This is a genomic window from Pseudomonas sp. GGS8 (assembly GCF_024168645.1).
In the GTDB taxonomy this organism is placed as follows: Bacteria; Pseudomonadota; Gammaproteobacteria; order Pseudomonadales; family Pseudomonadaceae; genus Aquipseudomonas.
The window spans coordinates 735001-755857 of record NZ_JALJWF010000001.1 but is presented as its reverse complement, the minus strand read 5'-3'; the positions used below and the strand labels follow the sequence as shown (position 1 = coordinate 755857).

At 58.8% G+C, this 20857-nt stretch carries 21 protein-coding genes (1 of these 21 cut by a window edge); 13 read left to right on the top strand and 8 right to left on the bottom strand.

Going from position 1 to position 20857, the window contains the following annotated elements; genetic code table 11:
* The first annotated feature begins 7 nt into the window (after window positions 1-7).
* The 8 genes from hmpA (at window position 8) to cyoE (ending at window position 8207) form a co-directional block, all read left to right on the top strand.
* Complete coding sequence (hmpA, locus tag J3D54_RS03325; protein ID WP_253416688.1) at window positions 8-1189, top strand: NO-inducible flavohemoprotein; 1182 nt, start codon at window positions 8-10, stop codon at window positions 1187-1189.
* Between the two features lie 250 nt (window positions 1190-1439).
* On the top strand, window positions 1440-2000 hold the full coding sequence (locus J3D54_RS03320) for an ester cyclase (protein ID WP_253416687.1): 561 nt from the start codon (window positions 1440-1442) through the stop codon (window positions 1998-2000).
* 25 nt (window positions 2001-2025) lie between these two features.
* On the top strand, window positions 2026-2535 hold the full coding sequence (locus J3D54_RS03315) for a disulfide bond formation protein B (protein WP_253416686.1): 510 nt from the start codon (window positions 2026-2028) through the stop codon (window positions 2533-2535).
* Between the two features lie 828 nt (window positions 2536-3363).
* Window positions 3364-4308 carry a ubiquinol oxidase subunit II gene (gene cyoA / locus J3D54_RS03310; protein ID WP_253416685.1) on the top strand — a complete coding sequence of 315 codons (945 nt, stop codon included), beginning with the start codon at window positions 3364-3366 and terminating at the stop codon, window positions 4306-4308.
* Between the two features lie 3 nt (window positions 4309-4311).
* Window positions 4312-6342 carry a cytochrome o ubiquinol oxidase subunit I gene (cyoB, locus tag J3D54_RS03305; protein WP_105347834.1) on the top strand — a complete coding sequence of 677 codons (2031 nt, stop codon included), beginning with the start codon at window positions 4312-4314 and terminating at the stop codon, window positions 6340-6342.
* A gap of 3 nt (window positions 6343-6345) precedes the next feature.
* Window positions 6346-6972 carry a cytochrome o ubiquinol oxidase subunit III gene (locus tag J3D54_RS03300; protein WP_253416684.1) on the top strand — a complete coding sequence of 209 codons (627 nt, stop codon included), beginning with the start codon at window positions 6346-6348 and terminating at the stop codon, window positions 6970-6972.
* Window positions 6973-7308: a cytochrome o ubiquinol oxidase subunit IV gene (gene cyoD / locus J3D54_RS03295; RefSeq protein WP_096481055.1), complete on the top strand. Its 336-nt coding sequence runs from the start codon at window positions 6973-6975 to the stop codon at window positions 7306-7308. It begins immediately after the preceding gene.
* Window positions 7309-7319: 11 nt separating this feature from the next.
* A complete protein-coding gene (cyoE, locus tag J3D54_RS03290) occupies window positions 7320-8207 on the top strand; it encodes a heme o synthase (RefSeq protein ID WP_007941628.1) in 888 nt (295 codons plus the stop codon).
* A 206-nt stretch (window positions 8208-8413) separates the two neighbouring features.
* Here the strand turns inward: cyoE and J3D54_RS03285 are convergent, their stop codons facing one another.
* A complete protein-coding gene (locus J3D54_RS03285) occupies window positions 8414-9823 on the bottom strand; it encodes a PLP-dependent aminotransferase family protein (RefSeq protein WP_253416683.1) in 1410 nt (469 codons plus the stop codon).
* Window positions 9824-9945: 122 nt separating this feature from the next.
* Between J3D54_RS03285 and J3D54_RS03280 the strand changes: the two genes are divergently transcribed.
* Window positions 9946-10437: a RidA family protein gene (locus J3D54_RS03280; protein WP_253416682.1), complete on the top strand. Its 492-nt coding sequence runs from the start codon at window positions 9946-9948 to the stop codon at window positions 10435-10437.
* A 60-nt stretch (window positions 10438-10497) separates the two neighbouring features.
* Here J3D54_RS03280 and J3D54_RS03275 read toward each other — a convergent pair whose 3' ends face one another.
* From J3D54_RS03275 to J3D54_RS03265, 3 genes are all read right to left on the bottom strand, one after another.
* Window positions 10498-11202 carry a hypothetical protein gene (locus J3D54_RS03275; RefSeq protein ID WP_007941627.1) on the bottom strand — a complete coding sequence of 235 codons (705 nt, stop codon included), beginning with the start codon at window positions 11200-11202 and terminating at the stop codon, window positions 10498-10500.
* Between the two features lie 112 nt (window positions 11203-11314).
* On the bottom strand, window positions 11315-12835 hold the full coding sequence (locus tag J3D54_RS03270; RefSeq protein ID WP_253416681.1) for a HAMP domain-containing sensor histidine kinase: 1521 nt from the start codon (window positions 12833-12835) through the stop codon (window positions 11315-11317).
* Window positions 12832-13548, bottom strand: a complete 717-nt coding sequence (locus tag J3D54_RS03265; RefSeq protein ID WP_105347824.1) for a response regulator transcription factor — start codon at window positions 13546-13548, stop codon at window positions 12832-12834. Before J3D54_RS03265 ends, J3D54_RS03270 begins: the two co-directional genes overlap by 4 nt.
* Window positions 13549-13700: 152 nt before the next feature.
* Here J3D54_RS03265 and msrB point away from each other — a divergent pair, with 152 nt between their 5' ends.
* From msrB to msrA, 3 genes are read left to right on the top strand one after another with little or no spacing between them, the layout of a single operon-like run.
* On the top strand, window positions 13701-14216 hold the full coding sequence (msrB, locus tag J3D54_RS03260) for a peptide-methionine (R)-S-oxide reductase MsrB (protein ID WP_253416680.1): 516 nt from the start codon (window positions 13701-13703) through the stop codon (window positions 14214-14216).
* Window positions 14217-14259: 43 nt separating this feature from the next.
* Window positions 14260-16068, top strand: coding sequence for a cytochrome c biogenesis protein DipZ (locus tag J3D54_RS03255; protein ID WP_253416679.1), 1809 nt, complete (start codon window positions 14260-14262; stop codon window positions 16066-16068).
* Window positions 16069-16097: 29 nt separating this feature from the next.
* The gene (gene msrA / locus J3D54_RS03250) at window positions 16098-16805 is read left to right on the top strand and encodes a peptide-methionine (S)-S-oxide reductase MsrA (protein WP_253416678.1); all 708 of its coding nucleotides are present in this window, start codon (window positions 16098-16100) and stop codon (window positions 16803-16805) included.
* 14 nt (window positions 16806-16819) lie between these two features.
* Here the strand turns inward: msrA and J3D54_RS03245 are convergent, their stop codons facing one another.
* Window positions 16820-17833 (bottom strand): sensor domain-containing diguanylate cyclase, encoded by a 1014-nt coding sequence (locus tag J3D54_RS03245; protein WP_253416677.1) that lies wholly within the window; start codon window positions 17831-17833, stop codon window positions 16820-16822.
* 75 nt (window positions 17834-17908) lie between these two features.
* A complete protein-coding gene (locus J3D54_RS03240) occupies window positions 17909-18814 on the bottom strand; it encodes a LysR family transcriptional regulator (RefSeq protein ID WP_253416676.1) in 906 nt (301 codons plus the stop codon).
* 102 nt (window positions 18815-18916) lie between these two features.
* Here J3D54_RS03240 and J3D54_RS03235 point away from each other — a divergent pair, with 102 nt between their 5' ends.
* Window positions 18917-20092, top strand: a complete 1176-nt coding sequence (locus J3D54_RS03235) for an aspartate aminotransferase family protein (protein WP_253416675.1) — start codon at window positions 18917-18919, stop codon at window positions 20090-20092.
* A gap of 108 nt (window positions 20093-20200) precedes the next feature.
* Here J3D54_RS03235 and J3D54_RS03230 read toward each other — a convergent pair whose 3' ends face one another.
* Together J3D54_RS03230 and J3D54_RS03225 are read right to left on the bottom strand one after the other, a co-directional pair.
* Window positions 20201-20728 carry an adenylate kinase gene (locus J3D54_RS03230; protein ID WP_253416674.1) on the bottom strand — a complete coding sequence of 176 codons (528 nt, stop codon included), beginning with the start codon at window positions 20726-20728 and terminating at the stop codon, window positions 20201-20203.
* A gap of 16 nt (window positions 20729-20744) precedes the next feature.
* On the bottom strand, window positions 20745-20857 hold the final stretch of the coding sequence (locus J3D54_RS03225; protein ID WP_253416673.1) for an alkaline phosphatase D family protein. 1825 nt of this gene lie beyond the right edge of the window; 113 of the gene's 1938 nt are visible here — the last part of the coding sequence; the start codon falls outside the window, past its right edge; it ends in the stop codon at window positions 20745-20747.

Below are 20857 nucleotides of genomic sequence, written 5' to 3'. Positions count from 1 at the left end.
TGCTCTTATGCTTAGCGTTCAAGACCGTGCCATCGTCAAATCCACCGTGCCGTTGCTGGAAAGCGGTGGCGAAGCGTTGATCACTCACTTCTACCGCATGATGCTCTCCGAATACCCGGAAGTCCGCCCGCTGTTCAACCAGGCCCACCAGGCCAGCGGCGATCAGCCTCGCGCCTTGGCCAACGGTGTATTGATGTACGCGCGGCACATCGACCAGCTTGATCAGTTGGGCGATCTGGTGGCGAAAATCATCAACAAGCACGTGGCCCTGCAAATTCTTCCGGAACATTATCCGATCGTGGGCAGCTGCCTGTTGCGAGCCATCTCTGAAGTGCTGGGCGACGAAATTGCCACGCCTGAAGTGATGAGCGCCTGGGGCGCGGCCTATAACCAACTGGCCGAGATCCTGATCGGTGCCGAAGCCAGCATCTACGACCAGAAAGCCCAGGCACCGGGCGGCTGGCGCGGTGCACGGGAATTCATCGTGGCGGCCAAGGTCGAGGAAAGCGCGGAAATCACCTCGTTCTACTTCGAGCCAGCCGACAAAGGCCCGATTCTCGCGGCCGAGCCCGGTCAGTACATCGGCATGAAACTGATCCTCGAGGGAGAGGAAATCCGGCGTAACTATTCGCTGTCGGCGCTGGCGAACAAGGGCCAGTACCGCATCAGCGTCAAGCGCGAAACCGGTGGCCGCGCTTCCAACCATTTGCACGATCAATTGCACGTCGGCGCGAGCATCATGCTGTTCCCGCCAGCCGGCGACTTCACCCTGACCGCCAGCGACAAACCGTTGGTGCTGATCAGTGGCGGCGTCGGCATCACCCCGACGCTGGCGATGCTCGAAGCGGCGCTGGCAACCGAGCGGCCGGTGCATTTTATCCACTGCGCGCGCAACGGCAGCGTTCATGCCTTCCGCGACTGGATCGACGGGCTGGCTGAGCGTCATCCGCAGCTCAAGCGTTTCTATTGCTACGCCGAAGATGATGGTGTCAGCCCGGCGGCGGACAAGGTTGGCCTGTTGAGCCAGGAGCAACTCGGCGAGTGGTTGCCGCAGCAGCGCGACGTGGATGCTTATTTCCTGGGGCCTAAAGGCTTCATGGCGGCGATCAAGCGTCACCTCAAGGCCTTGGGGGTGCCGGAGAAGCAAAGCCGTTACGAGTTCTTCGGGCCGGCAGCGGCGTTGGAATAAGCAGTTGCGGCGATTCGGGTAGACCGAGTCGCCTTCATCGCGGGCAAGCCCGGCTCCCACAGGATAGATGTCGTACACAACATTTGTGATCGACAACAATCCTGTGGGAGCCGGGCTTGCCCGCGATAGTCGCACCACGGTCCCGATTCGTAAAAAACGCTTAAAACTTAATCCGTTCTTAACCGGTTTATCGTTTATTCCCCGATGCTGATGATAGGCGCTCGTTCGTTTACATGATCAGGATCGCCCCATGACTCACATCACTTTCTCCCGCCGTCTAACCCTGGCCGGTCTCAGCCTGACCGCTGCGCTGCTGGCGAGTCCGTTTGCCTCTGCCGAACCGGCCTTGCTCCAGCCCCAAAGCCTGATCGTCGATCAGAGCCTGCCCAAGACGCAACGCGATGCCATGGAGTTGGCCGCCCGGCGTTACGGCAGCTTCTGGAACTCCGGGGAGGAGGCCTTGGCCAAGGCGGCCTTGTCGGAGCAGTTCGTCGACAAGACCCCGCCCGAAGGCCGGGTTCAGGGGCCGACCGGGCCGCTGCTGGCGTCGAAGTTCTTTCGCACGGCGGTGCCGGACCTGAGCTGCGAGATCGAGCAAATGATCATCGCCGGTGATCGGGTGGTGGTGCATCTGCACTTTCGCGGGCACTTCACCGGCCCGTTCAAGGCTCTCAAAGGTCAGGGCCAGCGTGTAGACTTCCGGGCAACCGATATCTATCAGATCGACAACGGTCGCATCGCGGCCAATTGGCATATCGAAGACAACATCAGCCTGATGCAGCAGCTGCAAGCGCAGCCGCCGGCGAGCTGATCCACGGACACAGAAGGGAAACGCGATGAGCGAGGAAACAATACGGTTGGGACGTGAACGGCGCTATCTGGTGTTGCTGGGTATCATCTGCCTGGCGCTGATCGGTGGTGCGCTGTACATGCAAGTGGTGCTGGGCGAGGCGCCGTGCCCGTTGTGCATCTTGCAGCGCTACGCATTGTTGCTGATCGCGCTCTTCGCGTTTATCGGCGCGGCAATGCGCACCCGTCGCAGCATCACGCTGTTCGAGGCATTGGTGGTGATCAGCGCCATCGCGGGCGTCGCGGTGGCCGGGCATCACGTCTATACCCAGTTGTACCCTGAGGTCAGCTGCGGCATCGATGTGCTGCAACCGATCGTCGACGGCCTGCCGTTGGCGAAGATCTTCCCGCTGGGCTTCCAGGTCGACGGTTTCTGTTCCACGCCGTACCCGCCGATCCTTGGTTTGTCCCTGGCACAGTGGGCGCTGACGGCGTTCGTGCTGGTCGTGGTGCTGGTGCCGCTGCTCACTTGGCGTAACCGCAAAGCATTGCGCTGAGACCGTCCGCCATAGCGTTTCCTGAAACAAAAAACGCCTCGGTCCTCGCTAAGAGGCCGGGGCGTTTTGCCTATTCAGGGGGGCACGCAAAATGACCTTGATGCGCGACAAGGAAGGGTGCGACACGTCTGCGACATGTTGTCACAGCTTGAGTGGCGCAAGTCATTTCAAGACGCTGAATCGGAGCACCTCCAGGCACCAAAATTGGGCTCCGCAAGCCACTGCCGGTTCCAGCGCCAATCAGCTGAAACAGGCAGTTTTAACAGGGGCTGGCGAATTGCCAAAGCCCTTGTCACATAGGGGGTAGAGCAGGGTCTGAGGCGAGCGCAGAGCCCAGGAAGCTGTCTGAACTTCGCGCGGTACACCTACATTTTTTGGTGTTTTTGTTGAGAATTAATTTCGATACCATGGCCCACTTTTGCAAAAACCGTGAATGATTGTTGCTGGAACGGATAAAAATTATTTCGGGATGAGACATGGTTTATGAATCGCTACATATCTACAATCGCCCGCACTGAATTCCCGGCACTGCTCATCCTGACTCAGGCGTATGAGTAGAACAGGGCGTCGAGAAGCCTGATGGCTTCATGCGACCCCCATTTGTCGGTGCCTTCCGACGATCCGCACCAAATGGAATTGGTCTGTAACAAGGCCCTTGACCACGAATTCGAATAAGAACACACCGCAGGCCCAGCAATAGTCGAACTGCGTCTGACGCGCGACGGGCAGGCCCTTATTCAATCCAAGAAAAATGCCAACCCTTGGCAGGGTGAAGTGTTGGCGATCAAAACCCAACTGCATTGCGCAAGCTGCTTTAGAGGTCGTGAGATGAGTAAAAACAGGTACCCCAGACTACTAGGCTTATTGCCGCTGCTCGGCACGTTGTTGCTGGGAGGCTGCAACATGACCTTGCTCGATCCCAAGGGCCAGGTCGGCCTGGATGAGCGAAACCTGATCATCACCGCAACGCTGCTGATGCTGTTGGTCGTCGTGCCGGTCATCGTCATGACGTTCCTGTTCGCCTGGAAATACCGCGCTTCCAACCAGGACGCCGTCTACACGCCAAAATGGTCCCACTCCACCAAGATCGAAATCGCGGTGTGGACTATTCCGGTCCTGATCATCATTGCCCTGGGTTACGTCACCTACAAGTCGACCCACGCTCTGGACCCTTACAAGCCGCTGGAATCCGACGTCAAGCCGATCACCATTGAAGTGGTTGCGCTGGACTGGAAGTGGCTGTTCATCTACCCGGAACAAGGCATTGCCACGGTCAACAAGATCGTGTTCCCGGCGCACACCCCGATCAACTTCAAGATCACTTCCGACGCCGTGATGAACTCGTTCTTCATCCCTGCTCTGGGCGGTCAGATCTACGCGATGGCGGGCATGCAGACCAAACTGCACCTGATCGCCAACCAGAACGCTGAAATGGACGGTATCTCCGCCAACTACAGCGGCGCGGGTTTCACCGGCATGAAATTCAAAGCTATCGCCACTTCTCAGGAAGATTTCGACGCCTGGGTAAGCGAAGTCAAAAAGGCACCTAAACAGCTTGAACAAGCTGAATACGCAGCCCTGTCCAAGCAGAGCCAGAACAACCCAGTCGAGCTTTACTCCTCGGTCACGCCGAACCTGTTCCAGATCATCGTCGACAAGTACGAAGGTATGAAACCGGGCAAGCCGATGCACCACGAGAAGAAAGAGCACGAAATGGCCGCCATGGAAGGAATGGACATGAGTTCGCATTCAGCTGCCGGGGCAGAGGAGTAAACGATGTTTGGTAAATTAAGTTGGGAAGCGGTCCCGTTCCACGAGCCGATCGTGATGGTGACCATCGCCATGATCGCGCTCGGCGGTCTGGCACTGTTCGCTGCAATCACCTACTTCAAGAAGTGGACCTATTTGTGGACCGAGTGGTTGACCTCGGTCGACCACAAGAAAATCGGCGTGATGTACATCGTCGTCGCCATGGTCATGCTGCTGCGTGGTTTTGCCGACGCCATCATGATGCGTACCCAGTTGGCCATGGCCACCGAGGGTTCGCCTGGCTACCTGCCACCTGAACACTATGACCAGATCTTCACCGCTCACGGTGTGATCATGATCATCTTCATGGCGATGCCATTCTTCACCGGCCTGATGAACCTTGCAGTGCCGCTGCAGATCGGCGCCCGTGACGTTGCCTACCCGTTCCTGAACTCCCTGAGCTTCTGGCTGCTGGTGTCCGGCGTGGTGCTGATCAACCTGTCCCTGGGCGTTGGCGAATTCGCCAAGACCGGTTGGGTTGCCTATCCGCCGCTGTCGGGCCTGCAATACAGCCCGGGCGTGGGGATGGACTACTACATCTGGGCGCTACAGCTATCCGGCCTAGGTACGACGCTGACGGGGGTCAACTTCCTGGCCACCGTGCTGAAAATGCGTACCCCGGGCATGAAGCTGATGGACATGCCGATCTTCACCTGGACCTGCACCTGGGCCAACGTCCTGATCGTGGCTTCGTTCCCGATCCTGACCGCTACCCTGGCTTTGCTGACGCTTGACCGCTACATGGATTTCCACATTTTCACCAATGAACTTGGTGGCAATCCGATGATGTACGTCAACCTGTTCTGGGCCTGGGGTCACCCCGAGGTGTACATCCTGATTCTGCCAGCGTTCGGGATCTTCTCCGAAGTCATCTCGACCTTCACCGGCAAGCGTCTGTTCGGCCACCACTCGATGGTCTACGCATCGGGTGCGATCTCGATCCTGGGCTTCATGGTCTGGCTGCACCACTTCTTCACCATGGGTTCGGGTGCCAGCGTCAACGCCTTCTTCGGTCTGGCGACGATGCTGATTTCGATCCCGACGGGTGTGAAGCTATTCAACTGGCTGTTCACCATTTATCAAGGCCGTCTGCGTTTTACCAGCCAGGTTCTGTGGACCCTGGGCTTCATGGTGACCTTCGCCATCGGCGGCATGACCGGCGTACTGCTGGCCATCCCGGGTGCTGACTTCGTGCTGCACAACAGCCTGTTCGTGATCGCGCACTTCCATAACGTGATCATCGGCGGCGCGGTATTCGGTTACATCGCAGGTTTTGGCTTCTACTTCCCGAAAGCGTTCGGCTTCAAGTTGCACGAAGGTTGGGGCAAGGCAGCATTCTGGTTCTGGATTTCCGGCTTCTTCGTCGCGTTCATGCCGCTCTATGTACTGGGCTTCATGGGCATGACCCGTCGTCTGAACGCCACCACCAACCCTGAGTGGGTACCGTACCTGTACGTGGCCATGTTCGGTGCGGTGATGATCGCTGCGGGTATCGCCTGCCAGCTGATCCAGCTGTACGTGAGTATCCGTGACCGCAAGCTGCCGCAGAACATGTGCGAGCACGGCGACCCGTGGAATGCCCACACCCTGGAATGGTCGACCTCCTCGCCACCACCGTTCTACAACTTTGCCGTGCTGCCAAAAGCAGAAGGCATCGACCCGTTCACCGAAGCCAAGGAAAACGGCACCGCGTACAAGGCTCCGGCCAAGTACGAGCCGATCCACATGCCAAACAACACCGCGACCGGTCTGGTCATGGGTGCTCTGTTGACCGTGTTCGGTTTCGCGATGATCTGGCACATCTGGTGGTTGGCCATCGTTGGTCTGGTTGGCACCGTGGGCTACTTCGTGATCCACGCTGCACGCGATGATCAAGGCTATATGGTGCCGGTCGACGTGATCGAGCGCATCGAAGCCGAGCAGCACAAGCGTCTGGTAGCGGCCGGGAAAATTCCAGCCACCGCCACCCGTGTTGAAACCTCGTTGGAACAGGCTTAAACCATGTCGAACTTAGTGACCAATGCTGGACACACCCATGTCGATGGACATGGGCATGATGACCATCACCACGACTCGGGCGAGATGACCGTATTCGGTTTCTGGCTCTACCTGATGACCGACTGCATTCTGTTTGCGTCGATCTTCGCGGCGTACGCGGTACTGGTTAACAACGTAGCGGGTGGCCCGTCGGGCCACGACATCTTCGAGCTGCCATACGTACTGGGCGAAACCGCTCTGCTGCTGTTCAGTTCGATCACCTACGGCTTCGCCATGCTGGCGTTGTTCAAGGGCAAGAAGAACCAGGTCCTGGGCTGGCTGGCCCTGACCTTCCTGTTCGGCGCCGGCTTCATCGGCATGGAGGTCAACGAGTTCCACAAGTTGATCTCCGAAGGCTTCGGCCCTAGCCGCAGCGGCTTCCTGTCCGGGTTCTTCACCCTGGTCGGCACCCACGGTCTGCACGTGACCAGCGGTCTGATCTGGATGGCGATCATGATGTATCAGGTGCAGAAAAACGGCCTGACGGCGACCAACAAGACCCGTCTGAGCTGCCTGAGCCTGTTCTGGCACTTCCTGGACGTGGTGTGGATCTGCGTATTCACCGTTGTTTATCTGATGGGGACTATGTAAATGGCTAACGCTCATTCCCACGATAGCCACGACGCCGGCCACGGCAGCGTCAAGTCCTACGCTATCGGTTTCATTCTGTCGGTGATCCTGACCGTCATTCCTTTCGGCCTGGTGATGTACCCGTCGCTGCCTAAAGCCATGACTCTGTGGATCGTACTGGCCTTCGCAGTCATCCAGGTGCTGGTGCACCTGGTGTACTTCCTCCACCTGGACCGTTCGGCGGCGCAGCGTAACAACGTGATTGCGTTTGTTTTTGCCGCGATCGTGATTGTCCTGTTGGTAGGCCTGTCGCTGTGGATCATGTTCAGCATCCACACCAACATGATGGCGCACTGAGGAAAGTCCGGATGTCCTTTAAGCACTTTATCCAAATCACCAAACCGGGGATCATTTTCGGTAACGTGCTTTCTGTGGCAGGCGGATTTTTCCTGGCCTCCAAAGGGCATGTCGATCTGGCCATTTTCCTGGCCGCGATGATCGGCACGTCCCTGGTGGTGGCTTCCGGTTGCGTGTTCAACAACTGCATCGACCGCGACATCGACCTGAAGATGGAACGCACCAAGAACCGGGTGCTGGTCCAGGGCTTGATCTCCCTGAAACTGGCCCTGGCTTATGCGACCGTTCTGGGTGTCGCCGGCGTTGCGTTGTTGTACAAGGTGGCCAACCCATTGGCCGCACTGTTCGCGGTGATCGGTTTTGTCATCTACGTCGGCTTCTACAGCCTGTACCTCAAGCGCAAGTCGGTTCACGGCACGCTGGTGGGCAGTTTGTCGGGGGCGATGCCGCCGGTGATCGGTTACGTCGCCGTCAGCAATAACTTCGACATGGCCGCACTGACGTTGCTGGTGATGTTCAGCCTGTGGCAGATGCCGCATTCCTACGCCATTGCGATCTTCCGCTTCAACGATTACCTGGCCGCATCGATTCCGGTGCTGCCAGTGAAGCGCGGCATTGAAGTGGCTAAAAAACATATCCTGCTCTACATCCTGGCCTTCCTCGTGGCGACCTTGATGCTGACCTTCAGCGGCTACGCCGGCATGAGCTACCTCGCCGTCGCCGCGGCCATGGGCATGTACTGGCTGTACATGGCCTGGACCGGTTACAAGGCAGTGGATGACACGGTCTGGGCACGCAAGCTGTTCGTGTTCTCGATCTTCACCATTACTGCGTTGAGCGTGATGATGTCGCTGGACTTCAAAGTGCCGAGTGAGCTGTTGCTGACGTACGCGCCTTAAGCGTCGGATGCTGTAAAGAAAAGCCCCGCCTTCGAGAGAAGAGCGGGGCTTTTTGTTGGGGCTTTTCTGGTGGACCGTGGTGAGACCATCGCGAGCAGGCTCGCTCCCACATTAGTTCGGTGTTGCCACCAACTCCAAGTCCGACTCTGACCCCCTGTGGGAGCGAGCCTGCTCGCGATGGCAACAACTCGGTTTATCAGAAAAACTCAGCTATCAAGCAATCGGAAAAACCGTTCGCGCACCTGTGGGCTATCGCTGTGCGCGACGTTGAAGCGCAGGAAGCTGCTGGCATCAGCCGCTTTGCTCAATAAGGTGCCGGGTGCCAGGACGAGGTCGTTTTCAAGACCTTTACTGGCCAGCGTCTCGGCGTGCAATCCTTCGGGCAAACGGGTCCAGATAAACAGGCCTTCACCTGGTAGCGAAGACACTGAGCATCCGGCCTCCACCAACCAGCGTGCCACGCGGCTGCTCGATTCGTAGAGGCGATCGACTGTGCGGCGAGTGTGTTTGGTGTAACTGCCATTACTGAGCATCGTGCAGATAATTTGTTCCGCCAGCTCTGAGGTCACACCGCCGCAGCTCATCTTCAAACGGATCAAGCGTGCTGCCAGTTGCGGCGAGAGCACCGCATAGCTGACCCGGCTGTTGGCGGTCAGGGTCTTGGAGAAACCGGAGATGTAGCTGACGTTGTCCAGACCACTCGCGGCCAGTCTCGGGGTGCGTCTTTGCTGAAGATCGCCATAGAGGTCATCTTCCACGATGTGGAAACCGTAACGGTGACTCAGCTCCAGCAAACGATAAACCTGGGCGGCGGAGAACGAGTGCCCGGTCGGGTTGTGCAGCGTGCTGTTGGTCATGTACAGCACGGGGCGATAGGCAATCAGCAATTGCTCGAACGCCTCCAGATCCAGGCCCTCGCAATCGCGGGCAATGGTGATGACTTTGGCGCCATGCAACGACAGGTTGGCGTGCATGTTGAAGTAGCACGGATCGTCCAGCAGTACCGTGTCACCGGGTTTGATCAACAGGCGCATCAGCAGGTCAATGGCTTGCACAGTATTGGCGGTGGTAATGATCTGCCCCAGCGGCACGTCGATGCCGACGGTCGACAACTTCACCCGCAACGCCTCGCGCAGCGGCAGGTAACCGCCCACCTCACCGTATTCGCCCATGCGCAGCGCGGTCGCACGAAGGGTGCCGCGTACGGCTTTGAGCAGTTCTTCGGCGGGCAGCCACGAACCGGGCAGGAATCCACAACCAGGACGCAGCGCGCCATTGTTCAACAGCAACGCACGGCGGACCCGACTGAGAATATCCTGGGGTTGCAGATCCAGGCTCGCCGCAGTCGGTGGCTGACTGTTGGCCCGTTGGGCGTAGTGCCCCGAGCCCTGGCGTGAAACCACCAGCCCCTTGGCGCGCAATCGGTCCAAGGCATCGACCACCGTGGATTTGCCGACGTTCATCAATTCGGAAAGTTCGCGAATCGGTGGCAACTTGGCCCCGTGAGGCAAGCCACCCTGGCTGATTGCCACAGACAGCTGATCGACAATCTGCTGCACCAGCGGAACTCCCGGCTGGAATTCGATGGCGGCGATCACTGCGCGCTGAGCCTGCATTTTACTGGTCTCTCTGGCAGTAAAGTTCGCTGGATTCTATACGAACTTGCTCTGATCAACGCGAACGTCTGTCTCTACCATCATCTGCGCGGTTCGCATGATTGACCAAAGGGGTCCAATAGATGATTCAGCAGATAACCCGCGATGAACGTTTCCTCGCGATGGCGAAAGAACTCGGCTTTGATATCTACGACGAGAACGCCGCCGGGGGGCACTATGCGCCGCTGCTTCGGCACGGCGATGAGGTGTATGTCAGTGGCCTGGTGCCGCGCATGAACGGCGAAGTCCAGTACCCCGGCCGTGTCGGGTTGGAACTCAACATGGCCGATGCTCAAGAGGCCGCCAGCATCAGTGCGATACGCGGGCTGGCGCTGATCCGAGGGGCTATTGGTTCACTGGATAACGTCAAGGCGCTCCTTCGCATCACGGTGTATGTGAAGTCCACACTCGATTTTGTGGACCTGAGCGAAGTGGCCAACGGTGCATCGGATGTTCTCACGCATGTATTGGGCGATGCCGGTCGACATACGCGAACGACTGTCGGTGTTTACCAGTTGCCGAAAAATGCCCCTATCGAAATCGACATGATCGCGGCGCTGCATCCGTCGGTGTAATCAATCCAGCGAGCAATAAAAAGCCCCGCTTCCGAGGGCGGGGCTTTGAGGTGTGGCGTGTTACTGCGCGGCGATACTGTAGCCGTCGAACGCGGTTTGCTGCTGAAGCGCGGTGATGATGTTCTTGCGGTTGACCGCTTGTTCGGCCCCGGCATTGTCCAGGAACGTTTCGCTTTCCAGCTCCGCTTCTTCGCCTTCGCCGACGAAAGTGAAACCCAGGAATTCCAGCGCTTCACGATCAACGTTCAGGCGCGAGCGCGGGGTGCGCAGGGGCAGGGTGACGCTGATGCCGTCCTTGCTGATGGTGAACACTTCAACTTCTTTTTTGGCGCGAGCCGCTTTGCTCTTGCCGCTGCTCGGGTTGCTGATGGCTTGGTGAGTCTGGTTCAGCACTTTCAGCGCCAGGCCATAAACGATTTCCTGGAACGCCGGGTCATCCTTGAAGCTGGACAGAATGCGGCTGATCGGGAATTTGCTGCTCAGGTCTTCCAGGGCGGCAATGTCTGCGGCTTCGGCGTCTTTCAATTGCTTGAGTTCGCCCATCAATTCGTAGGCTTTATCGTCATCGAAGCTGTCGTGAGCTTGGCGAATCGCGGCGCGCAGTTCGCGGATCTGGTCGCTTTCCCGGGTGGATTGAAAAGCGTCCAGAACCATCTCGCTGATGGTCTTGGCCTGAGGCACGTGCTGTGAAAGATTGATGGAGTTTTCGTATTCCGCTTTGGACGACAAGGTGACTACGGATTCAGCGGTATTGGAATCGGACATTGAAATTTCACTACTTCTTTAACTTGGATTGAGGCGAGAAAGCACAGGGCCTTTTCAGGCCGCCTAATCTATTGGACCCGCGCTGCGTTGTCACGGATGAACAGGTGGCTGGTCAGTATTTTTGGTGAGAGGTTTTAGACCGAACCACCCACTGCTCTGCCGTTTGCTCATCCACCGGCAAGGAGAAGCGAAAAGTCGCGCCGCGTCCCGGCACATCGATCAGCTCGATCTTGCGACCGTGCAATTGCAGGATCCGGTGCACGATCCGCAATCCCAGTCCGCCATCGCGCCGTGCGCCGCCAATGTTGAATGGACGCAGAAACAGACCTTCGCGTAATTCGGGGGCGATGCCGGGGCCGGTGTCGCTGACGGTCACTTCGATAAAAGACTCTTGAGGGCGGAGACTGAGTTCGATTTCTCCCCCTTGGGGGGTGTGGCGCAGGGCGTTGTCGAACAGGTTGGTCAGCACTCGCTCGATCAGCCCCAGGTCGGCGCAGGCCACCGCGACGTTGGGAGCGAAAGTGGCCTTGAGTTCGATCTGGCGCGCTTCGGCGCTGAGTTCGAATTTCTGAAAAATATCCTGCACCAGATCGGTCAGGGAGAAGCGCTCCAGCACCGGCTGCACGAAACCGTGTTCCAGCCGCACCAGCTCCAGCAACGATTGCGCCAGACCGCCGACCTTGCGGCTCTGATCCAGAGCGATTCCCAGATAACGACGGCGGTCAGCGGGGGACAAGGTGGCGTCCTTGAGCGACAGGGTTTCCAGGTAACCGTGTAGCGAGGCCAGCGGTGTGCGCAGGTCGTGGGAGATGTTGGCCACCAGTTCGCGACGCTCCTGATCCTGACGGGTCAGCGAGCGCCATTGTTCACCGAGGCGCGCTTGCATCTGCCGAAAGGCCGCGTCGAGTACGGCTATTTCATCGTGGCTGGCAGCTTTTTCTAAAGGCTCCGGCTCAGGTTCGGGCGAAGCGGTTGGAACGCCGTTGATATCGAATTGACTGACTTTCTCGGTCAAACGGCGCAATGGCCGGGTGATCAGGGCAAATGCCGTGAGGCCGGCAATCAGGCACAGCAACGCCACCAGCCCAATGGACAACAATGCGGTATTGAGCGCCGCGCTGGTGGCCCCGCGTTCGGCGAAGCGGTCGTGTTCTTCGCTAAGCAGCACCACATACAGATAACCGGCCGGCTGACCGTTGACCCGTAATGGCGCGGCGCTGAACACCTTGCGACCATCGACGCTGCGCGGATCGTCACCCAGAATCGGCAGGGCCTCGCCTTTTAGCAAACGCTGGATCGGCACCAGATCGACCTGCTCCCGATGTATTCGGCCTTCGGGCGCGGCGCTGCCGACAATCCGGCCTCCGGTGTCCAACAGATAGACCTCGACACTGGGATTGACCAGCATCAGTTGGCTGAACAGTTCGCGCACGGCATTGGGCATCGGGCCATTGCGGTCCATCAGCACGGTGTCGTGGGCGATGTGTTGCGCCAGATCCCGCGACAAACCCTGCACCACTTCCAGTTCATGCATTTGGTTGGAGCGCACCTGCATCCATACCGATGTGCCGCAGCACACCAGCAACAGCACGGCAAACACCAGGGACAGGCGTTGCGTCAGGGGCAGCCTCATGGCTGCTCTCCGCTTGCTGCGAATTTGTAGCCACGGCCCCACACTGTGAGGATGCGCGCCGGTTGCGCCGGATCGGCCTCGATCTTGGCCCGCAGGCGGTTGATGTGGGTGTTGACCGTGTGTTCGTAGCCTTCGTGACTGTAACCCCACACTGCGTTGAGCAGGTCCATGCGCGAGAAGACTTTGCCAGGTTGTCGGGCGAAGAAATACAGCAGGTCGAACTCCCGTGGCGTGAGGTCAAGGCGACGGCCATCGAGGGCGACTTCACGGGTGATCGGATCGATGGACAGGCCGTCCGTGATCAAGCTGCCGGCGTCCATTTTCAGATTGCGGGCCATGGCGTCGACCCGTCGCAGCAGTGCCTTGACCCGTGCCACCAGCTCGAGCATCGAAAAGGGTTTGGCCAGGTAATCGTCGGCGCCCAGCTCCAGCCCCAGAATCCGATGCACTTCGCTGGAGCGCGCACTGGTGATGATGATCGGGGTGTAGCGGGCCATGGCCCGGGCGCGACGGCAGATTTCCAGGCCGTCGACGCCGGGTAGCATCAGGTCGAGAATCAGTGCGTCCCAGCTTCCTTGCTGCAGCAGCCGCATGCCCTCATCGCCGTCGGCGCAGTGCACCACCTCGAACTGCTCATCGCGAAGATGCAGGCAGATAAGGTCGGCTATGTGCAGGTCGTCCTCGACCACCAGCACGCGTTTGGTCTGTTCCATGGAGCTCAGTCCTTTGTGACGCAATGAACACATTGTGCGGGTTTTCCTGAGGTTGAGTTATCACGAATTATTTAACTCCTCGTGAGGATTTGGCGATCAACTCAAGCCTAGGCTGTGTTCCATGCAAGGCACCTGGAATTTTGGAGAAGGCCATGTTTTCACGGCGACAGTTTCTTGTAGCGAGCGGCGGGCTGGGGGCTGCAGCCCTGGTGATCGGTGTATTGCCAAAATTTTCCACAAGCGTCGCGCTGGTCGATGAAGCCCGCGCGGAGGAGGTTTTCGAGGTGACTCGCAGCGACAGCGAATGGCGCGCCCGGCTCAGCGCCGAGCAATACGAAATACTGCGCGAAGAGGGCACCGAACGGGCCTACAGCAGCCCGCTGAACAATGAACACCGCAAGGGCGTTTTTGCCTGCGCCGGTTGTGATCTGCCGTTGTTTTCTTCCGACACCAAGTTCGACAGTCGTACCGGCTGGCCGAGTTTCTGGGCGCCCCTGGACAACGCGGTGGCCACCCGACAGGACCGCTCCTTCGGTGTATTGCGCGAAGAGGTGCACTGTCGTCGTTGCGGCGGTCATCTGGGGCATGTCTTCGAGGATGGGCCAAAGCCCACCGGTTTGCGCTACTGCATGAACGGCCTGGCGCTGACCTTCAAGCCCCAGGCGTGATCCATGGGCACTTCCTTTCACTCACTTGATGCAGGTCGACGTTATGTGGCTTCTGGTCCTCGCTTATCTCGGTGGTGTGCTGACGATTGTCAGCCCATGCATTCTGCCGGTATTGCCCTTTGTCTTCGCTCGCACCGGGCAGCCGTTTATGAAGAGTGGCTTGCCGTTGCTGGCGGGGATGGCGCTGACCTTCGCGCTCGTCGCCTCGTTGGCGGCGGTGGGCGGCGGTTGGGTGGTGCAAGTCAATCAGTACGGTCGCTGGCTCGCGTTGCTGTTCGTTGCACTGTTCGGGCTGACGCTGTTGCTGCCGCGGTTGGCCGAACGCCTGACGCGTCCACTGGTGGCGGCCGGCGGTCGGCTGTCGGAAGCCGCGGGCGCCGATACTCGGCCGCGTCCCGGCGCTTCATTCCTGATCGGCGTCGCCACGGGCCTGCTCTGGGCACCCTGCGCCGGGCCGATTCTGGGGCTGCTGCTGACCGGTGCGGCGCTGCAAGGGGCAAGCATCGCGACCACTCTGTTGCTACTGGCTTACGCGGCCGGTGCCGCCACTTCTCTCGCCGCGGCACTGCTGCTGGGCGGTAAGGTCTTTGCCGCGATGAAGCGCTCGATAGGCGCTGGCGAGTGGCTACGTCGTGGCCTGGGCGCCGCGATGCTGATCGGTGTGGTGGCAATTGCCCTGGGGCTGGACACCGGGATTCTGGCGCGGGTTTCAACGGCGTCCACCGGCGGTATCGAACAGGCGTTGGTCAACCGGTTGGCCAGTAATACACCGGCTAACAGCGGAGCGATGATGGCGCAGATTCCACGGGCCGACGATCAACCTGCTGGCAGCATGATGGCCGCTGGCGACACGATGAAAGTGACTGCGAATACACCGAACACACTGCCGATAGAAGGCAACCTTCCATCCCTGGACGGAGCCGTGCAATGGCTCAACTCGCCCCCACTTACCGCCCAGGCGTTGAAGGGCAAGGTCGTGCTGGTGGATTTCTGGACTTACTCCTGCATCAACTGCCTGCGCACCCTGCCGTATATAAAGGCCTGGGCCGAGAAGTATCACGATCAGGGGTTGGTGGTGATCGGTGTCCACGCGCCCGAGTTTGCCTTCGAGCGGGATGTGGGCAATGTCACCAAAGCCATGAAGGACCTGGGTATCACCTACCCGGTGGCCATTGATAATGACTACAAGGTCTGGCGTGCTTTCAACAACGAATACTGGCCGGCCCATTATTTTGCCGATGCTCAGGGACGCATTCGTTATCACCACTTTGGTGAAGGCAAGTACGCCGAATCCGAGCAAGTGATTCAGCAGCTGTTGCGTGAGGCTGGGGCGGCGAAAGTCGCGGACGGGCTGATCAATGCCAACGCCCAGGGTGTTCAACTCGCCCCGGATATGAATGAGGTGCAATCGCCCGAAACCTATGTCGGCTACCGGCGGGCGGAGCATTTCGCCCCTGAAACCGGCCTGGTACCGGACAAGGCGACTGCCTATAGCCCACCGTCACAACTGGCCCTTAATGACTGGAGCCTGGACGGTCAATGGGCTGTCGGTCCGGAGCGGGCCGTCTCGATTGCAGCGGACAGTCGTATCGTCTATCGCTTTCACGCTCGCGACCTGCACTTGGTGTTGGGCCCCGGTGCCGACCGCAAACCGGTGCGTTTCAAAGTGTTGATTGACGGCAAGCCCCCAGGCGATGCCCACGGTATTGACGTGGCGCCCGATGGCAGTGGCAGCGTCACCGAGCAGCGGTTGTATCAACTGGTACGCCAGAGCGCAGGTGTAAAGGACCGGACGTTCAGCATCGAGTTTCTCGATCCGGGTGTGTCGGCGTATGCGTTTACCTTTGGTTGATCGCCACCCATTCATTCAGGAGACAGCCCATGAAAACCCCATTCAACTGGCGTCGCACCTTACTGGGTCTGGCCGTCGCCAGCGTTATCGGCCAGTGCTCTGCGTTTTCTTTCGCAGGCGCTGAAGACGCGGTCGTCATTCCAGCGCCGAAGCTCGACGAAACCACCCAGGCGCACAGCGAAACGGCGGTTTTTGCCGGCGGTTGCTTCTGGGGCGTCCAAGGCGTGTTTCAGCATGTCAAAGGAGTGAAGAATGCGGTTTCCGGTTATGCCGGTGGCGCAGCCAGCACCGCTCAATACGAGCGGGTCAGCGAGGGTGACACCGGCCATGCGGAGTCTGTCGAAGTGACCTTCGATTCCGCTCAGGTCAGTTACGGAACCCTGTTGCAAATCTATTTCTCGGTGGCCCACAACCCCACCGAACTCAACCGCCAGGGCCCGGACCGAGGCACTCAGTACCGGTCGGCGCTGTTCCCGAAAAGCACCGAACAGCAACGCGTCGCCCAGGCCTACATCACCCAGCTCGACGCTGCCCATTCGTTCAATAAACCGATTGTCACCAAGCTGGAAAGCTACAACGGTTTCTACCCGGCAGAGGAGGAGCATCAGGACTTCCTGACCGAGCATCCGACGTATCCTTACATCGTGATCAATGACCTGCCGAAAGTGGCGCAGTTGAAGCAACTGTATCCGGATCGGTATCAGGAAAAGCCAGTGTTGGTGAAAGCGGGCATGTAGGAAGACAGCGGGCCTCAACCCGAAATCAGATTCTTGCCCGCGATCTTCGACCGATACAGCGCCTGATCAGCCCGGGCCAGCAACCCGGTCTGTTGTTCTTCTTCAAAGCGTTGCACCACGCCAAAACTCATGGTCACTTGATAGTCCCCGACCGGCAGCAGGCTTGCCAGGCCATGACGGATTCTTTCAGCGAGTGACCTGGCGTCGGCCAACAAGGTGTTAGGCAGGATCATGATGAATTCATCCCCCCCCCAACGCGCCAACAGATCGCCTTCGCGCACACAGTGCTTCACACTCTCGACCACCTGCACCAACGCCGCATCACCCAGGGCATGACCGTAGTGATCGTTGATGTTTTTGAAGTCATCGATGTCCATCGCGATCAGTGACAGAGGCTGGCGAAAGCGTTGGGCGCGATCGCATTCCTGAGGCAAGGCTTTTTCCAGGCGATAGCGATTGGCGATGGAGGTCAGCACATCGGTTTCCGCCAGTTTGCGGTTTTCTTCGAGTTGAATTTGTAGCTGTTGATTGACCCGGGACAACTCCCGAGTGCGTTCTTCGACGATGGCTTCGAGGGATTGATTGTGCCGTTCCATTTCTTCGAACAGGCGCTTCTTGTCTTCGATGCTACGGTGCGCGCCGATCATTCGCGCCACCGAGCCGTCGGCATTACGTGCCAATACGTAGCCGCGATCTTCGATCCAAGTATAAGTGCCATCGCGCATGCGGCAGCGATACTCGGCCTGATAACCGGGGGCGCGCTGATCCAGGTAGTCATCAAACAACGCCATGACCCGCGAATAATCGTCGGGGTGGATCACGTTTTCCCAGGTCAACACATTGTTATCCAGGGAATGAGGCGAATAGCCGAGCATCTCGTACCACCCGGGGTTGCGGTAGACGAACCCGGTGTTGGCGTTCCAGTCCCAGATGCCATCGCTGACCAGTTCCAGAATGGTGTGCAGCATGTCTTCATTAAAATCTGACAGATCGAACTTCAACGGCTCGATTTTCGATGCCTCACCCATCATCGGTCTCCCTGCCGTCCTGATATCAACGTGACTCGTCAGTCGAGGAGATTAGTTCATGGCGTATTGCCCCGGCTAGTGTTTGCCCCACCACTGCAGTGCAAAGTCGACGAAGCTGCGCAATTTCGGCAAACGGTAGCGGTCCTGGGCGTACACCAGGTTCATCGGCCGACTCGGCAGTTGGTAGTCCTGCATCAAGGCCACCAGTTTTCCATCTCGCAGGTCTTGCTCCACCAGCGCATCGGGCACCATCACGATGCCCATGCCGGTTCGCGCCGCTTGATGCAGGCCCGCCGAACTGTTGATCAGCATCGGCCCGCTGACCTCCACCATGACTTCGCCTTCTGGTCCCTTCAGGCGCCATTGTTTGGCTACCGAGTGCCAATCATCGCCGGCCGGGTAGGCGAAGGCCAGGCAGTCATGGTGTTGCAGGTCGGCGGGTTTTTCCGGTGTACCTCGACGCGCCAGATAATCCTTCGATGCACACAGGGTCATCGTGTAGTCGATGAGCGGGCGAGAAATCATGTTGGATAGTTCGGTAGTGCCCAGACGAATCGCCACATCGAAACCGTTATCGAGCAGGTCCAGGCGCTGGTTGGTCAAAACGACGTCGAGTTTGACTTGCGGACAGCGCAGGGTGAATTCACTCAGGGCCGGCGCGAGCCGTTCGGTGCCGAAGGTCAGCGGTGCGGTGATACGCAGAGTGCCGCTCGGCTCGTCGAGGGTTTGTTCGGCCAGGCGTTCGGAGTCAGCCACCAGCCCCAGCACTTCGAGACACCGCTGATAGTACGCCGTGCCAAATTCCGTCAAACGCTGACGCCGTGTCGTACGGTTAAGTAGGCGCACACCCAAGCGTTGCTCCAGAGCCCGCAGGTGATTGCCGACCATGGTCGTGGACATTTCGCACTGCAAAGCGGCGGCGGTCATGCTGCCCGCTTCCACCACTCTTACGTAAACCGTCATTGCCTGGAATAAATCCATTATCAAGCTCAGCTTTAAAATGATTGAAGTGTTGCAGTATTTATCCAGCTCAGGTGGCTAACCATACTGCAAAAACACCGACTATTGATGGAGCTTGATGTCATGACCGCCACTTGCCTGATGAGCACTTACCAACCCTTGGCCTTGAGTTTCAGCAAAGGTCTGGGCACGCGCCTGTGGGATCAGGCCGGTCGTGAATACCTGGACGCGGTGGCGGGTGTGGCGGTGACCAACGTCGGCCATTCCCATCCGCGAATCGTGTCGGCCATCAGCGAACAGGCTGGGTTGCTGTTGCACACTTCCAACCTGTACAGCATCGACTGGCAACAGCGGCTGGCGCAGAAACTGGTTCGGTTGTCGGGCATGGAGCGGGCGTTCTTCAATAATTCCGGTGCCGAAGCCAACGAAACCGCGCTGAAGCTTGCGCGGCTTTATGGCTGGCACAAAGGCATCGAGCAGCCGCTGGTAGTGGTCATGGAGAACGCATTCCACGGCCGGACCCTCGGCACCTTGTCGGCCAGCGATGGCCCGGCGGTGCGCCTGGGTTTTAACGAGTTGCCGGGGGATTTCATCAAAGTGCCGTTCGGCGACCTCACGGCGCTGGAGGCGGTGCAGCAAGCCCACGGCCCACGCATCGTGGCGATCCTGATGGAACCGATTCAGGGCGAAAGTGGTGTGCAAATGGCGCCGCCCGGTTATCTCAAAGCGGTGCGCGAACTCTGCGACCGGCGCGCCTGGTTAATGATGCTCGACGAAATCCAGACTGGCATCGGCCGTACCGGCCAGTGGTTTGCATTTCAGCACGAAGGCATCATCCCGGACGTCATGACCTTGGCCAAAGGCCTGGGTAACGGAGTGCCCATCGGTGCCTGCCTGGCGCGGGGCAGAGCTGCGGATTTATTCACGCCCGGCAGCCACGGCAGTACGTTTGGCGGCAATCCGCTGGCGTGTCGGGTGGGTTGCACCGTGCTGGAAATCATTGAAGAACAGGGCCTGTTGGAAAACGCCAGACTTCAGGGGGAACGTCTGCTTGCCAGGTTGCGCGTCGAACTGGCTGACGACCCGAACGTTCTGGCAATCCGCGGACAGGGTTTGATGATCGGCATTGAACTGGTCCAACCGATCCGCGATCTGACCCTGATTGCCGCGCGGGATCACGGTTTGCTGATCAACGTGACACGGGGCAAGACCATTCGCCTGCTGCCACCGCTGACGATCGATGAGCGGGAAGTGGAGATGATTGTCAGAGGGGTGGGGCGGGCGGTGAAAGCGGCCTGACACGTTCTGGATATACGCCGTTTCCCCTGTAGGAGCTGCAGAAGGCTGCTCCTACAGAACCGGTGTCTCCGTCAGTGGGATAAACTCCCCAAAAAATGGCGAGGCCAATCAGTCGGTTGGTTGCATTGCGCTGACGAAAGCCGAGAGTTCAACCCGGCTCATCAGTTGGCGTTTCCAACCGCTAAACCCTTCAAACAAGCGCTGATGCGCGGCAAATCCGCTGGACCCTTCGCGAGTGCGGTAGCTACCGGCCCAGTCGAGTAACGCTATCAGCAACTCTTCTTTCTCGTCCCGCGTCGCTTCTCGCTGGCGAATGTTGTTTACACAGTCTTCGTCGTCCAGGCACAACCAGATCAGCGCAGTGGCCTGCTCCAGAAGTTCGCTGACCATCCAGCCGTAAACACCTTCGATCACCCAGCGCTCTTCACTCGCCGCCACCCGCGCCATTCCCAGTGCTTCGTTGCGGGGCCGGGCGATGCTGTGTTCATCGGATACCCAGTGAATCAGGTCTAGATCGGTCCAAGGCACTTGCAGGTGCTCGGCCAGTTGTTTGGCCAGCCAACTCTTGCCCGAACCGGAGTTGCCGATGATCAGGGTGCGAGTGAGGTTCATGGTGGCCGGGTAATGATTGCTCATGGCATTTCGGGCAAAGTCAGTCTGCCGTTTCGGACGCTTCAGGCGCAATCATTCGCGTCTTCGGCGCTCCATCCGCATTGAATTGATAAATAGCCTGTGGCTGGCCCTTTTCATTGAAGAACACTTGGC

Bases quoted from the DNA above. Each gene is read 5' to 3' on its own strand.
- hmpA (WP_253416688.1), top strand. From the start codon at position 8: ATGCTTAGCGTTCAAGACCGTGCCATCGTCAAATCCACCGTGCCGTTG.
- J3D54_RS03320 (WP_253416687.1), top strand. From the start codon at position 1,440: ATGACTCACATCACTTTCTCCCGCCGTCTAACCCTGGCCGGTCTCAGC.
- J3D54_RS03315 (WP_253416686.1), top strand. From the start codon at position 2,026: ATGAGCGAGGAAACAATACGGTTGGGACGTGAACGGCGCTATCTGGTG.
- cyoA (WP_253416685.1), top strand. From the start codon at position 3,364: ATGAGTAAAAACAGGTACCCCAGACTACTAGGCTTATTGCCGCTGCTC.
- cyoB (WP_105347834.1), top strand. From the start codon at position 4,312: ATGTTTGGTAAATTAAGTTGGGAAGCGGTCCCGTTCCACGAGCCGATC.
- J3D54_RS03300 (WP_253416684.1), top strand. From the start codon at position 6,346: ATGTCGAACTTAGTGACCAATGCTGGACACACCCATGTCGATGGACAT.
- cyoD (WP_096481055.1), top strand. From the start codon at position 6,973: ATGGCTAACGCTCATTCCCACGATAGCCACGACGCCGGCCACGGCAGC.
- cyoE (WP_007941628.1), top strand. From the start codon at position 7,320: ATGTCCTTTAAGCACTTTATCCAAATCACCAAACCGGGGATCATTTTC.
- J3D54_RS03285 (WP_253416683.1), bottom strand. From the start codon at position 9,823: ATGCAGGCTCAGCGCGCAGTGATCGCCGCCATCGAATTCCAGCCGGGA.
- J3D54_RS03280 (WP_253416682.1), top strand. From the start codon at position 9,946: ATGATTCAGCAGATAACCCGCGATGAACGTTTCCTCGCGATGGCGAAA.
- J3D54_RS03275 (WP_007941627.1), bottom strand. From the start codon at position 11,202: ATGTCCGATTCCAATACCGCTGAATCCGTAGTCACCTTGTCGTCCAAA.
- J3D54_RS03270 (WP_253416681.1), bottom strand. From the start codon at position 12,835: ATGAGGCTGCCCCTGACGCAACGCCTGTCCCTGGTGTTTGCCGTGCTG.
- J3D54_RS03265 (WP_105347824.1), bottom strand. From the start codon at position 13,548: ATGGAACAGACCAAACGCGTGCTGGTGGTCGAGGACGACCTGCACATA.
- msrB (WP_253416680.1), top strand. From the start codon at position 13,701: ATGTTTTCACGGCGACAGTTTCTTGTAGCGAGCGGCGGGCTGGGGGCT.
- J3D54_RS03255 (WP_253416679.1), top strand. From the start codon at position 14,260: ATGTGGCTTCTGGTCCTCGCTTATCTCGGTGGTGTGCTGACGATTGTC.
- msrA (WP_253416678.1), top strand. From the start codon at position 16,098: ATGAAAACCCCATTCAACTGGCGTCGCACCTTACTGGGTCTGGCCGTC.
- J3D54_RS03245 (WP_253416677.1), bottom strand. From the start codon at position 17,833: ATGGGTGAGGCATCGAAAATCGAGCCGTTGAAGTTCGATCTGTCAGAT.
- J3D54_RS03240 (WP_253416676.1), bottom strand. From the start codon at position 18,814: ATGGATTTATTCCAGGCAATGACGGTTTACGTAAGAGTGGTGGAAGCG.
- J3D54_RS03235 (WP_253416675.1), top strand. From the start codon at position 18,917: ATGACCGCCACTTGCCTGATGAGCACTTACCAACCCTTGGCCTTGAGT.
- J3D54_RS03230 (WP_253416674.1), bottom strand. From the start codon at position 20,728: ATGAGCAATCATTACCCGGCCACCATGAACCTCACTCGCACCCTGATC.